The sequence below is a fragment of the Streptomyces silaceus genome, assembly GCF_001419745.1.
In the GTDB taxonomy this organism is placed as follows: Bacteria; Actinomycetota; Actinomycetes; order Streptomycetales; family Streptomycetaceae; genus Streptomyces; species Streptomyces silaceus.
In genome coordinates this window covers 1-12,718 of record NZ_LIRJ01000206.1, presented here as the reverse complement: position 1 = coordinate 12,718, position 12,718 = coordinate 1, and the positions used below count along the sequence as shown (strand labels likewise).

The following is a 12,718-nucleotide window of genomic DNA, read 5'->3' as shown; positions in this document are numbered from 1 at the left end:
GGTGGGACCGGGGCTCCCGCCCGATCCCCCGCGCCCCCGGCGCCGCCTAGCTTCGCCTCATGCGCATAGGACTTCTTGGCACCGGAAACGTCGCCCGCGCCCTGGCCCAGGGCTGGAGCGCGGCAGGACACGACGTACTGCTCGGTTCGCGGCACCCCGAGGAGCGGACGGACCTCACCCTGCCCGTGGCGGGTCTGAAAGAGACGGCCACCCACGCGGAGGTGCTGGTCAACGCGACCCCGGGCAACGTCTCCGTGGACCTGCTGCACTCCATCGGGGCCCCGGCGCTCGCCGGCACCCTGCTGATCGACGTCGGGGTGGGCCTGACCGACGACTACGCCGAACTCTCGCACCCCAACAGCAGCCTGGCGGAACACATCCAGGAGGCCTTTCCCCTGACGCACGTCGTCAAGACGCTGTGCACGATGGACTCCACGGCGATGGTCTCGCCGAAGGAACTCGAAGGGTCGAGCACCGTCTTCCTGTCCGGTGAGGACGCCGAGGCGAAGCTGACGACGGGCCTGCTGCTCGCCGACCTGGGCTGGGACCCTTCGTCCCAGCTGGACATCGGCGGCATCGTGACCGCGCGCGGCCAGGAGCACTTCGCGCTGCTCTTCATGGGCATCGCGAACGGCCTCGGGTCGCACACGTTCAACATCAAGGTGGTGGGCCGCACTTCGGCCGCCTGACCGCCCGGAAGCCCGCGCCGTCCGGCGGGACCTCAGGCGGCGGCACAGAGCTCCGCCGGGGTGGCCGGGGCGGCGGCGCGGACGACGGTGGCGGGCACGACGTCCGCCGCGGCCCGCGCGCGGCCCCGGGCGAAGACGACCACCCGCAGGACCACGAACCGGGCGATGCCGGAGAGCGCGGAGGCGGAGAGGTAGACGGCCTGTTCCAGGACCGCGCCGGGCGAGGCCACCCACTGCTGGAGGGCGAACATCGCCCCGCACGTCACCGCGTACGCGGCCGCCGCCGAACCGGCCGACTGCGTGTGCTGGCGCCAGGTCGCGCGCCCGCCCGCGCCGAAGGTGAAGCGGGCGTGCAGCTCGGTGGCCAGGAGCGTCGAGACGACGGTGACCAGGGCGTTGGCGAGCGCCCAGGGGAGCCAGGAGGCGAGCCCGGCGACGGCGAAGCTGGAGGCGATCCCGACCCCGCCGCCGCAGAGCACGAAGCGCGCGAAGGCGGCGACGGCGCCGGGCGCCTGCGGCTGACTCTGCGCTGCGTCCATGGTTCCGACCCCCCGTTGATGGCTCACCCGTGCTGTCCGTGGTGCCACTATGGCACACTAGTGGTGCCATGGCGAGTCATTTAGTGGTGCCATGTGTGCCACGGTGTGGCGTCACGGGGGAACGGGAGGGGGAACGCGCAGGTCAGAGGGTGGTGTCAGGCGCGCACATGCAGGCCGAATCCGGAGCGGCCCGCGGGCTCCAGGCCCTCCTTCAGGTTCAGCGAGGGGATCTCGTAGTCGCCGAAGTTCTGCCGCCGGAACGGGATCGGCTCGGTCGACTCCAGGGTCAGCAGACGCTGCTCCCAGGCCTTGGCGACGTCCGCGAAGTCCTCCTCGGTCAGCTTGTCGCTGCCGTACTGCACGAAGGGCGGCAGCACGTCGAGGCCCGGGTAGTAGAGGATCCCGTGGTGGATCGGGAACAGCAGGTCCTCGATGGGACCGTTGATCCCGCGGGCGGAGTAGTGCCGCTCCGGGCCGCCGACGGTCACCGACAGCATCGCCCGCTTGCCCGCGAGCGTGCCCTCGCCGTAGCGCTCGCCGTACTTGGTGTCGCTGTGCTCGCCGACGCCGTACCCGAAGCGGTAGGTGAGCACCCGGTCCACCCAGCCCTTGAGGATCGCGGGCATCGAGTACCACCACAGCGGGAACTGGAGGATGACCGTGTCCGCCCACAGCAGCTTCTCCTGCTCGGCGCGGACGTCCTCGGTGAGCGTCCCGGCCTGGAAGGCCCGGCCCGAGTCGAGGGCGACCTTCAGGCGGTCCGGGGCGTCGGGGCCGTAGTCATCGGCGTCCACGGCCGCCTTCCACTTCATCGCGTACAGATCGCTCACCCGCACCTCGTGCCCGGCGCCCTCCAGGGTGGACACCGCGAGATCCTTCAGCGAGGAGTTGAGCGACTTCGGCTCCGGGTGGGCGTGGACGATCAGCGTCTTCATGGGAACTCCTCAAGTCCTCGGGTTCTTCGGTCCGCGAGATCGGACGCGTTCGATCCTGGGGGCCCCGGCGCCCGTTGTTCAGGGGCGCCGCATCCGTAGGACGGGACTTCCTGGTACTGGCAGGGCCACCTTCGCGGGCACCCCGCGCGGCCATACTGGGCGGCATGGACGATCTCGCTGGCTTCCTGAGGACCCGGCGCGCCCGGGTCGACCCGGCGTCCGTCGGGATACCCACCGACAGCCGCCGCCGGGTCGAAGGCCTGCGCCGGGAAGAGGTCGCGCACCTGTCCGGCGTCAGCGTCGACTACTACGTACGCCTGGAGCAGGGCCGCGCCACCCAGCCCTCCGAGCAGGTCATCGACGCGCTCGCCCGCGTCCTCGGCCTCGACGCGACCGAACGCGACCACCTCTGCCGGCTCGCCCGCCAGCGCCGCCGCCCCGAGAAGGCGCCGGGCGGCAGGGTCAGGCCGGAGCTGCTGCGCGTGCTCGACCTGGTCACCGACGCGCCCGCGCTCCTGATGAACCACCGCCTGGACGTGCTCGCGGGGAACCGCCTCGCCGGGCTGCTCTTCGGCCGGGCGCTGCCGGGCCTGAACACCGCGCGGCACATCTTCCTGGAGGAGGCCGAGCGCGGTCTCTACGCCGAGTGGGAGACCTGCACCCTCGACGCGGTGGGGCACCTGCGCCTGGCCGCGGGGAAGTACCCCGACGACCCCGGACTCGCCTCGCTCATCGGCGAGCTGGCGATGGGCAGCGAGCGCTTCCGCCGCCTGTGGGCCCGCGCGGACGTGCGCGCCCGCACCCACGGCCGCAAGGCGTACCGGCACCCGATGGTCGGACTGCTCGAACTGCACCAGGAGAACTTCGCGCTGCCGGACGCCTCCGGCGTGGAGCTGCTGGTGCTGACCGCGCCCCCCGGCAGCCCCACCGAGGACGGCCTTCGCCTGCTCGGGAGCCTGGGCGGGGAGCCGGACGCCACGCGCCCCGTGACGGCCCCCCTCACCCCAGGTCGGCCGCCACGGCCTGCGTGACCGCCGCCGCCATCCTGCGGATGCCGGGCGAACGCACCGGGCAGGGACGGGAGTTCTTCGTGGTCGGGGCGAGACAGAAGTGCAGGTAGTCGTCGCCCCGGTGCAGCGCGGTGCGGCCGTTGCCGGACTCCGTGCAGTACTCGGGGTGCTTCGTCTCGTACGCCGTGCACGGCAGCTTCTCGGCCCAGGTGTACCGGGCGGACGCCGGGGCGACGGCCTGGCCCGCGTCGGCGGTCAGCCCGCCGGAGGCCTTCGCGCGGGCCGCGTAGATGCCGTTGACGCGCCGCACCCGGTCGGGCGTGATCGCGTCGGGTCCCTGGAGCACCCACACGACGCGCGGCCGGTCCGCGCCGCCCGCCGCCTTGATCTGCTCGGTCAGCCTGCTCGCGTCGGCCGCGTACCGGTCGAAGTACTTCGCGGGCTCCTTGTCGTACGTGATGCCGTCCATGCACGGCGTGTAGCCCCAGGCGTTGCCCCAGAACTGGAGCACCACGTAGTCGGGCCGCTGCTCGCGCACGAGGGCGGCGGCCTTGTCCCGGTCGGGGACGAGGGAGTCCTTGCCGGTGCCGGTGAGGTAGTCGCAGAGCGTCGTGCCGGAGTAGGGCGCGCTCTCGTAGCGGGCGCCGAGGCCCTCGCGCAGGTGCGCGCCCAGCACCTTCTGGTTCTCCATGGCGAGGGAGTCGCCGAGGTAGAGCACCTTCGGGGAGCGGGCGCCGGGCCGGGCGGCGGAGCGCCGGCTCGGCGCGGCGGAGGGCGGTCCGCTCCGCGCGGGCGCGGAGGACCCGGCCTCGGGCGCCGGCTCCGGGGGCGGGCCGCTCTCGCCCCCCGACCCCGGGTCCCCGCACGCGCCGAGCAGCAGCGCGCCGACGAGCAGTACTCCCGTGCTCCACCGCTTCCGCATGCGGCAACTCCCGCCTCAGACAGCCGAAATGGCCACCCAGGCAAGCACACGTGTGCGGACGGCGGAAGGCATCCGCGTGCCAACCGGGCCGTGGATGACGGGAATCAGCGTCCGGCGGCCCGCCGGAAGTGCCCGGCCAGCGCCCGGAAGGACTCCTTCGGCTCCCAGTGCCAGGGGGAGTCGATGTCGTCGGGCCGCTCGCGGATCGTCCTGGTCAGGGAGTAGCTCGTCATATCGATGTCGAGGCGCGGGTCGGGCAGGTGCTGCGACTCCGGGGTGACGAAGCTGTAGACCAGGGCGGCGTGCAGGCCCATGGACTCGAAGGCGCCGAAGACGTCCAGGAGATAGGCCGCCTGGGTGCGCTCGCTGCGCTTGAGCCCGCCGATGACCTCGTAGGGGTCCTTGGTGTAGTCGACGACGTCGTGCCAGCCCATGCCGCCCTGCTGGGGCGCGCCCTCGTAGGTGCAGCACCCGGACTCGGTGACGGCGACGGGCTTGCCCCAGCGCAGGTGCGGGGAGAGATCCTTGACGTAACCGGCGCGGTCGCGGTGGTAGCCGTAGTAGTTGACGCCGACGACGTCGAAGAGGGACCAGTCGACCTCCTCGTCGTGGGCGGCGCCGTAGGTCAGGGGGCCGTGGAAGACGGACCGGCCGACCCGGGCGGCGCGGGCGACGACCTCGCGCAGCCGCCGCATCATCCTCTCCGGGTCGTAGGTGCCCTTGAGCATGTTCTCGACCCGCTCCACGGCGTTGGCGCCGGGCACGATGCCGGGCACGAACAGCACGAACTCGCAGCCCACGCTGAGGTACACCCGCGCGCCCTGCCGCCGCAGCCGCTCGGCGTGCCGGCCGGTCTCCGCGAGGTGGTCGAGGATGTCCCGCTCGGGGACGTCGCCCAGGCGCGGCTGGAGCCAGACGTGCAGGCCGCGCCCGGCGGCCTCCGTCGCGGTGGCGGCGAGCCGCTCGACCCCGTCGCCGAAGACGGAGACGGAGTTGGCGTGCAGGTCGTGGCGCAGGGCCCGCATGTCGCGGCGCATGCGGGCCGCGTTCCACGCCATCGCGGGGGACTCGCCGTCCCCCACCTCGTAGCAGACCCCGCGATAGGTGAGGCCCCGCCGGGGCTCCGTACCGGCGGACGCGGCCGGGGCGGTGGCGAGGTCGCCGGCGACGGCGGCGAGGGCCGCGACGCCCACGGCTCCCGCTCCCGCGAGGAAGCGCCCCCGGCTGATGCCGGTGCCGTTTCCGGTGTCTCCGTGCTGCATGCTGCTGCCTCCCGTGGACCGGCGGCGGCAGGGACGCCGCCGCGCGGCTCCAGGATGGGAGGCGCGGGGACCGGGTCTCGTCCGACTTTGGTCCAGGCGTGGCGGACGAAGGTCGCGGGAGCGGGGCGGCCGTATACGACTAACGGGCCACGAACTGGGTGAGGATCGCCTGCACCTCGTAGATGTCCACGCCCTTGGTGAAGGTCTTCTGCAGCGGGGTCGGGTTGCTGGAGATCCAGATCTTCAGCTCGGCGTCGAGGTCGAAGTGACCGGCGGTCTCCACCGCGAAGTGCGTGATGCTGCGGTAGGGGATCGAGTGGTACTCGACCTTCTTGCCGGTGATCCCCTGCTTGTCGATCATGATCAGGCGGCGGTCGGTGAACAGCATGGTGTCGCGTATCAGCGTGTACGCGGCGTGCACCTGCTCGCCGTGGCCGAGCAGCCGCGCGTACTCGTTCTGCGCCTTGACCGGGTCGACGGTGTGCGCGTTTCCGAACAGTGCCATGTCTGGCCCCCCATGAGACGAATTCCGAATTCCTGTACGAACCGAACCCTAACCGCGGGTTTGCCTCAAACAGGAGGTCGATCTTTCCTGACGACGCTCACCGGGGGTCGGGCAGTTCCTCGATCGGCAGTTTCGCGCCGCGCTCGTGGGCCTCGGCGAAGGCGGCCTCGCCCAGCGCGGCGCGGGCCGAGGCCGTGATGCGGTCGACGTCGGTGCGTTCGGCGGGCGGGAGCGGGGCGCCGACGCCTCTGCGGGCCGCGTCGGCCGCGCCGAGCAGGAGGGCCGCGTCCGCCGGGGCGCCGGAGAGGGCGGCGGCGCCCGCGAGGCCCTCCAGGGCGAGGGCCAGGGCGCGGGGCTCGGCGAGCGCGCGGGCGATCCCGAGAGCGGTGCGGTGGTGGGCGCGGGCCGTGGCGGCGTCGCCCCGCAGCTCGGCGAGGAAGCCGAGTTCGGCGTGGAGGAGGTGGTCGCCGGTGGGGGACGACACGTCGGCGTGGCGCTCGCGGATGCGGTGCAGGAGAATCCCGGCCTCCGTCAGGTCACCGGAGCGGCGGGCGCCGAGGGCGAGGCCCATGTCGGAGTGGATCTCGCCGTAGCGGTACCCGTGCTCGACGGCCAACGTCCGGGCACTTTCGTGCAGTTCGCGGGCGCGGGCCCAGTCGTGGGTGAGCAGGGCGATCCGGCCGAGTCCGGAGAGGCGCGCGGAGACCTCGGCGTCCAGGCCCAGCTCGCGCGCGAGGCGCAGGCCCTCGGTCTGGCGGCGGGCGGCCTCGTCGTAGTCGCCCCTGATCTCGGCGAGCACGGCGAGCGGCGTGACGGTCTGCAACTCGCCCCACCGGTCGCCCAGTTCCCCGAACAGCGCGGCGGCGCGGAGCCCGTCGCGCCCGATCGTCGCGAGGTCGCCGCGGATCAGCGCGTGCAGGGACCGCAGGGCGAGCCCGGCGGCGGTGGCCCAGCCCTCGCCGGTGCGCTCGGCGAGGGCGAGCACGCGGGCGTTGGCCTCCTCGCTGGCGGTGGAGTCGCCGGCGCTGAAGAGGGCGTACGCGTGGAGCCAGAGGTTCCGGGCGTCGCGGGGCGTCCGGGCGGGCGCGTCCGGACCGGCCGCTCCCCCGGTCAGCAGGGCGAACGAGTCCCGCAGCAGCGCGAGTTCACCGTGCTCGCCCTCGGGGTCCAGGTCCAGTACCGCGGAAAGGGCCGCGCGCCCCTCGGCCAGGCGGCCCCGCAGCAGCCACCACCAGGCCAGCGCGGAGCCGAGCCGCACGGCCTCCTCGGCGGACCCCCGCCGCAGCCCCTCGTCCAGCGCGCCGCGCAGGTTCGCCGCCTCGGCGTCCAGGCGGGCGAGCCACAGCCGCTGGTCGCCCCCGCGCAGGTGCGGTCCGGCGCGCTCGGCGAGGGCGAGATAGTGGTGGAGGTGGCGTTCGCGTACGCCGGCGAGGTCCTCCAGCTCCGTCAGCCGTTCCATGGCGTAGGCGGCGACGGACTCCAGGAGGCGGTAGCGCGGGGCGGTCCCGGCGGGGCCGGGCGCCATCACGACGAGGGAGCGGTCGACGAGGCGGGTGACCAGGTCCATGACCTCGTCGCGGGCCACGCCGTCGCCCGCGCACACGGCTTCGGCGGCCTCCAGCGTGCAGCCGTCGCGGTGGACGGCGAGCCGGCGCAGGACGATGCGTTCGGGGGCGCTGAGCAGCTCCCAGCTCCAGTCGATGACCGCGCGGAGGGTCTGCTGGCGGGCGGGGGCGCCGCGCTGCCCGGAGGTCAGGAGCCGGAAGCGGTCGCCGAGGCGGTCGGCCAACTCGCGTACGCCGAGGGCGCGGACGCGGGTCGCGGCGAGTTCGAGGGCGAGGGGGATGCCGTCGAGGCGGCGGCAGATCTCGGCGACGGCCGCCTCGGCGTCCGGGCCGCCGTCGGCGAGGGAGAAGCCGGGGGCGGCGGCGCTCGCGCGGGCGGTGAACAGGCTGACGGCGTCGTCGGGCCGGAGCGGCTCGACGAGGAACACGGCCTCGCCGGTGAGGCCGAGGGGCTCCTGGCTGGTGGCGAGGACGCGGAGGCCGGGGGCGGCGCGGAGCAGGGCGTCGGTGAGCGCGGCGGCCTCCTCGACGACCTGCTCGCAGTTGTCGAGGACGAGCAGGACCCGCCGCTCCCGCAGCGCGGCGGCGAGCCGCTCGGTGGGGGAGACACCGCTGACGGCGGTCCCGAGCAGGGCGGAGGGAGTGTCGTCACGCAGCCCGAGGGCTGCGGAGACGACGAGGGCGAGCGCATCGACGCCGCCGCTGCCGCGCGGGGTGGTGGTTCCGGGGCCGGGTGGTGCGGTGGAATCGGCGGTTCCGCCGCCGCGCTGTCCGGCGAGTTCGACGAGCCAGACCTCGTCGTCCGTGGCGCCGCCGCCCGGCTCCCCCGCGGCGGCCAGCGCGAGCCGCGTCTTGCCGACCCCACCGGGACCGGTGAGGGTCACGAGCCGTGCGGTGCGCAGGAGTTCCCCGACCTCGGCCACGGCCTGTTCGCGCCCCACCAGGGGGGTGAGCTGGGCGGGCAGGTCGGTCCGGGGGGCGGGCGCCGGGACGGCGGGAGGTGACGCCTGCGTGCGGTGCTCACGCGGTGCCGGCGCGGGCGCCGCCGACAGCGACGGGTCCTGGCGGAGGATCGACTCGTGCAGGGAGACCAGTTCCGGGCTCGGGTCCAGACCCAACTCGGTCGCCAGTTGGTCTCGTAGCGCCGCGTACGACGCGAGCGCCTCCGTCTGGCGGCCCGCCAGGTACAGGGCGCGCAACTGCACCGCCCGCAGGCGTTCCCGCAGCGGGTGCCGGGCCACCAGGTCCGCCAGCTCGCCCGTCAGGAGCGTGTGGTCGCCCGTCGCGAGGCGGGCCTCCGCCTGCTCCTCCAGGACCGCGAGCCGCTGCTCCGCCAGCCGCTCCGCCACCGGCCGCACGAACTCCTCGTCGGCCAGGTCCGCGTACGCCGGGCCCCGCCACAGCTCCAGCGCCTCGGTGAGGAGTTCCCCCCGCCTCGCCGGGTCCGCCTCCCCGCGTGCCGTCGCGACCAGCGCGCGGAAGCGGTCCGCGTCCACCTCGTCGCCCGCCGCCGCGTCCACCCGCAGCCGGTAGCCCGGCGCCTGGTGCACCACCCGGTCGCGGCCCAGGGCCCGCCGCAGCTGGGAGACCTTCGCCTGGAGCGCGTTGGCCGGGTTGCCCGGCGGCGCCTCGCCCCAGAGGTCGTCGATGAGCCGGTCGGCGGAGACCGGCCGGCCCTCGTGCACCAGAAGGTCCGCGAGCAGCGCCCGCACCTTCGCCTCGGGAACCTTCACCGGCTCCCCCTCGCCGTCCCACACCGCCAGTGGACCCAGCACCCCGAAACGCATGCCGATCACCGTACACAGCGGGCCGCCGGCACCTCCGTGAGCGGGGTTCGTCAGCGGACCGTCAGCCGTCCCGAAGCCGCCGCCCGCACAGTCGTCCCGTCAACACAGTCGTCCCGTCAGCACGACAACGGACAACGGAGAGGCGGAGCGCATGCCCAAGTACGCGGGACGGACCGCCGTCGTCGTCGGCGGCGCCACCGGGCTCGGCCTGGCCATCGCCAAGCGGCTCGTCGAGGGCGGCGCCGACGTCCTGGTCACCGGCGGCCCCGGCACCGACCTCGCCGAGGCGGCCGCCGAGGTCGGACCCGGCGCCCACGTCATCGGCTGCGACCCGGCCGACCCTGCGGCCGTCACGGCGCTGGCCCCCGCCGTCCGCGCCCGCCTCGGCGGCATCGACCTCCTCTTCGTCCACGCGGACGACGGCCTGCCCGCACCGCCCGCGCCCGCCCTGCTGCGGCTCCTGAGCGAGGACGGCTCGGTCGTCCTCACCGCCGCCACCGCCGACCCCGCCGTCAACTCCCTGGCCCCGCTCGTCCGTTGCCACGGCTCCGCCGACGCGACGGCCCGCGCCGCGCTCGGCCTGGCCGCGGACACCCCACGTACCCGTACGGAAAGGATCTGACCCCGATGAGCACCCCGACGCGTACCGCCGCCCCCGCCGGTACCGACACCCCGCCCCAGCGGCTCCCGCTCCTCGCCCTGCTCGCCCTCGCCACCGCCGTCTTCATCACCAGCCTCACCGAGACCCTCCCCGCGGGCCTGCTGCCCGCGATGAGCGCGGACCTCGGCGTCGGCGAGTCCGCCGCCGGGCAGACCGTCACCATCTACGCCCTCGGCACCGCCCTCACCGCGATCCCCCTCACCGCCGCCACCGCGGGATGGCGCCGCAAGCGGCTGCTGCTCGCGGCCATGGCCGGGTTCGCCGCCGCCAACACGGTCACCGCCGTCTCGGCCGACTACCCGCTCACGATGGCGGCCCGCTTCGTCGCCGGCGTCGCCGCGGGCCTCGCCTGGGCGCTGCTCGCCGGATACGCCCGCCGCATGGCGCCCGCCCACCTCCAGGGCAAGGCCATCGCCATCGCCATGGCGGGCATCCCGGTCGCGCTCTCGCTCGGCGTCCCCGCGGGCACGTTCCTCGGCAAGGTGCTCAGCTGGCAGGTCGCGTTCCTGGTCATGACCGCGCTCACCGTGGGCCTGCTGGCCTGGATCGCCGCCCTCGTCCCGGACCACCCGGGCCAGCCGCGCGGCGCGGCGAAGCCCCCGATGCTGCGCACCCTGCGCGTCCCCGGCGTCACCCCGGTCCTCTTCGTCACGCTGGTCTTCGTCCTCGCGCACACGGTCCTCTATACGTACATCGCCACCTTCCTCGACGGCCTCGGCATGGGCCGCTCCACCGACCTCGTCCTCCTCGTCTTCGGCGCCGCGTCGCTCGCCGGGATCTGGATCGTGGGCGCCCTGATCCACCGCAGGCTGCGCGCGCTGACCCTGGCGAGCGTGCTCGTCGTCGGCACGGCGGCGGCCGTCCTCGCGCTCTTCTCCGGGACCCCGGCGCTCGTGTACGCGGCGGTCACGCTGTGGGGCCTGGGCTGGGGCGGCGTACCGACGCTCCTGCAGACCGCCGCGGGCGACGCGGGCGGCGACGAGGCGGACGCCGCCCAGGCGATGCTCGTCACCCTGTGGAACGTGGCGATGGCGGGCGGCGGCGTCTTCGGCGGCGTCCTCCTCGACCTGGCCGGACCCTCGTCCTTCCCCTGGACGGTCCTGCTGCTCCTCGCGCCGGTCCTGCTGGTGGTCGCCGCCGCCCGCAACCACGGCTTTCCGGCCCGCCGTTCGTGACGGGACTCACCTGCCCCGCACGGTCTGCGAAAATCGGTCCCCGTACGAAAGGGGAGGTCCCCGTACGACGAAGGGGCAGGGGAGAGACCGATGATGATCGTGTTGCTCTGGATCGGCATGCTGGTCGCGGCGGCGGGCCTTGCGGCGGTCGTGTGGGCGGCCCGGGGCGGCCCGCGCTGGGTCCAGGGCGTGGCGAAGGCGACGACCGTCTCGGCGGAACTGGTCACGACGGCCATGAAGAAGAACAGGAGCAAGGGCAGCAGCTCCAGCGGCGAGAATCTGGGAGACGGCGACGGGTGAGCCCGGAGCCCGCGCCCTGCGCGACGGCCTGGAGGCCTTCGGCGTCCAGGTCACTTACGTACGCGTGGGCCAGGCCCGCCACCTCGTGGCCGCCCTGGACGGCCGCACCCGGCACGTCGCCCCGTACGTGGTCATCGCCTGCCACGGCGACGAGGGAAGCGTCCTGGTGCCCGAACTCGCCCCGGAGATGGCGCGGTTCCAGCCGTTCGACGGCGGCCTCGGCCCCGCCGAGGTCCGCGCGCACGTCCGCCTCCCGGGCAGCACGGTCGTCGTGACCGGCTGCGACACCGGGGAGCCCGCGCTCGCCGAGGCGTTCCTCGACGCGGGCGCGAGCGCGTATGTCGCCCCGCGCGGCGCGCCGTTCGGCTACGCGAGCGTCTTCGCCCCGCTGTTCCTCTTCTACGAGCTGACCGAGCGCCGCACCCTCCCGGAGGCCGTCTCCCGCCTGCGCGCACACGACGAGGAGCTGTCGATGTGGCACCTCCACGGACGCTGACGACGACGGCCGCGTGAAGGGGCGGGGCGAACCACCGGGAGGATGCGGCGTGTTCGTGACGGGTGCGGCGCCCTTGCGCGCCGGCCCCGTCGGCGGGGACGGTCAGACGTCCAGCTCGGCCTCGATCCTGCGCAGCTGGTGCCGGGCCATCGCGAGATTCGCCTTCTCCTTGTCGAGTGCCAGGTAGAGGAACAGCCCGCTGTTGTTGCGGGACTTCAGGAGCCGGATCAGGTGGTACTGGTCGCTGAGGGTGATGAGGATGTCCTCGATCTCCCCCTTGATGCCCAGCATCTCCATCGTGCGGACCTTGGCGCGGACCACGTCGGTGTTGCCGGCCGCGGCCACGGTGAGGTCCAGCTCTTTGCTGCCGCCCAGTGTTCCTAGGGCCATGCCGCTGGTGTAGTCGACGAGCGCGGCGCCCAGGGTGCCGGTGATCGCCGTCATCGTTTCCTTGAGTGCGGTCTCCGTGTTGTACATCTGGCTCGTACTTCCTTTCCGTCTGTTGGTCGAGCGGCCTGCGGGGGGAGTCATGGTCAGGTGTTCTCCAGTCGTTCGAGCGCACCGTCGAGCAGGTCTCTGATCCGGGCGCTCGACCGGCGCGCCTCCAGGTGGAGCCGGCCCACGTTGACGCGCGGCCCCGCGAGGAGCGTGAGGACAGCGGAGGGACCGGCCGCGTAGGCCGCGACATAGCCCCCCTCGCCTCGGACGAGGAGCTCCGACGCCCGGCCGCGGCCGGCCACGTCCGCCAGCCTCAGGGCGACGTCGAGGGCACCCGCGGTGAGGACCGCGATCTGTTCGGCCTCACCGTGCTCGGTGTCCGTGGCCAGCACCTTGCCGTCGATGCCGGCCGCGAGGGCACCGGTGAGCTGCGG

At 74.1% G+C, this 12,718-nt stretch carries 14 protein-coding genes; 6 read left to right on the top strand and 8 right to left on the bottom strand.

Annotated elements, in window-relative coordinates:
* Positions 1-59 precede the first annotated feature (59 nt).
* Positions 60-689, top strand: a complete 630-nt coding sequence (locus AOK22_RS20260; protein ID WP_055700108.1) for an NADPH-dependent F420 reductase — start codon at positions 60-62, stop codon at positions 687-689.
* A gap of 32 nt (positions 690-721) precedes the next feature.
* Here AOK22_RS20260 and AOK22_RS20255 read toward each other — a convergent pair whose 3' ends face one another.
* Together AOK22_RS20255 and AOK22_RS20250 are read right to left on the bottom strand one after the other, a co-directional pair.
* The gene (locus AOK22_RS20255; protein ID WP_055700107.1) at positions 722-1,228 is read right to left on the bottom strand and encodes a hypothetical protein; all 507 of its coding nucleotides are present in this window, start codon (positions 1,226-1,228) and stop codon (positions 722-724) included.
* A gap of 155 nt (positions 1,229-1,383) precedes the next feature.
* Entirely contained in the window at positions 1,384-2,163 is a 780-nt protein-coding gene (locus AOK22_RS20250) for an NAD(P)H-dependent oxidoreductase (RefSeq protein WP_055700106.1), read from the bottom strand.
* 164 nt (positions 2,164-2,327) lie between these two features.
* Between AOK22_RS20250 and AOK22_RS20245 the strand changes: the two genes are divergently transcribed.
* Entirely contained in the window at positions 2,328-3,194 is an 867-nt protein-coding gene (locus AOK22_RS20245) for a helix-turn-helix transcriptional regulator (protein ID WP_055700105.1), read from the top strand.
* On the opposite strand, the gene AOK22_RS20240 is transcribed toward AOK22_RS20245, so the two are convergent.
* From AOK22_RS20240 to AOK22_RS20225, 4 genes are all read right to left on the bottom strand, one after another.
* The gene (locus AOK22_RS20240) at positions 3,163-4,095 is read right to left on the bottom strand and encodes an SGNH/GDSL hydrolase family protein (RefSeq protein ID WP_055700104.1); all 933 of its coding nucleotides are present in this window, start codon (positions 4,093-4,095) and stop codon (positions 3,163-3,165) included. The genes AOK22_RS20245 and AOK22_RS20240 overlap by 32 nt on opposite strands.
* A gap of 104 nt (positions 4,096-4,199) precedes the next feature.
* Positions 4,200-5,357 carry a hypothetical protein gene (locus AOK22_RS20235; protein ID WP_055700103.1) on the bottom strand — a complete coding sequence of 386 codons (1,158 nt, stop codon included), beginning with the start codon at positions 5,355-5,357 and terminating at the stop codon, positions 4,200-4,202.
* Positions 5,358-5,496: 139 nt separating this feature from the next.
* A complete protein-coding gene (locus AOK22_RS20230) occupies positions 5,497-5,862 on the bottom strand; it encodes a PH domain-containing protein (protein ID WP_055700102.1) in 366 nt (121 codons plus the stop codon).
* 97 nt (positions 5,863-5,959) lie between these two features.
* Entirely contained in the window at positions 5,960-9,214 is a 3,255-nt protein-coding gene (locus AOK22_RS20225) for an AfsR/SARP family transcriptional regulator (RefSeq protein ID WP_055700109.1), read from the bottom strand.
* Positions 9,215-9,365: 151 nt separating this feature from the next.
* On the opposite strand from AOK22_RS20225, the gene AOK22_RS20220 reads away from it, so the two are divergent.
* The 4 genes from AOK22_RS20220 (at position 9,366) to AOK22_RS20205 (ending at position 11,846) form a co-directional block, all read left to right on the top strand.
* Entirely contained in the window at positions 9,366-9,836 is a 471-nt protein-coding gene (locus AOK22_RS20220) for an SDR family NAD(P)-dependent oxidoreductase (RefSeq protein ID WP_055700101.1), read from the top strand.
* A gap of 5 nt (positions 9,837-9,841) precedes the next feature.
* A complete protein-coding gene (locus tag AOK22_RS20215; RefSeq protein ID WP_055700100.1) occupies positions 9,842-11,050 on the top strand; it encodes an MFS transporter in 1,209 nt (402 codons plus the stop codon).
* 90 nt (positions 11,051-11,140) lie between these two features.
* Positions 11,141-11,350 carry a hypothetical protein gene (locus tag AOK22_RS20210; protein WP_055700099.1) on the top strand — a complete coding sequence of 70 codons (210 nt, stop codon included), beginning with the start codon at positions 11,141-11,143 and terminating at the stop codon, positions 11,348-11,350.
* Between the two features lie 64 nt (positions 11,351-11,414).
* Positions 11,415-11,846 carry a hypothetical protein gene (locus AOK22_RS20205; protein ID WP_237773620.1) on the top strand — a complete coding sequence of 144 codons (432 nt, stop codon included), beginning with the start codon at positions 11,415-11,417 and terminating at the stop codon, positions 11,844-11,846.
* Between the two features lie 102 nt (positions 11,847-11,948).
* On the opposite strand, the gene AOK22_RS20200 is transcribed toward AOK22_RS20205, so the two are convergent.
* Together AOK22_RS20200 and AOK22_RS20195 are read right to left on the bottom strand one after the other, a co-directional pair.
* Positions 11,949-12,323 (bottom strand): hypothetical protein, encoded by a 375-nt coding sequence (locus tag AOK22_RS20200; RefSeq protein ID WP_055700097.1) that lies wholly within the window; start codon positions 12,321-12,323, stop codon positions 11,949-11,951.
* 56 nt (positions 12,324-12,379) lie between these two features.
* Positions 12,380-12,718, bottom strand: a 339-nt coding sequence (locus AOK22_RS20195) for a roadblock/LC7 domain-containing protein (protein ID WP_055700096.1), incomplete at its 5' end; no start/stop codon positions are given.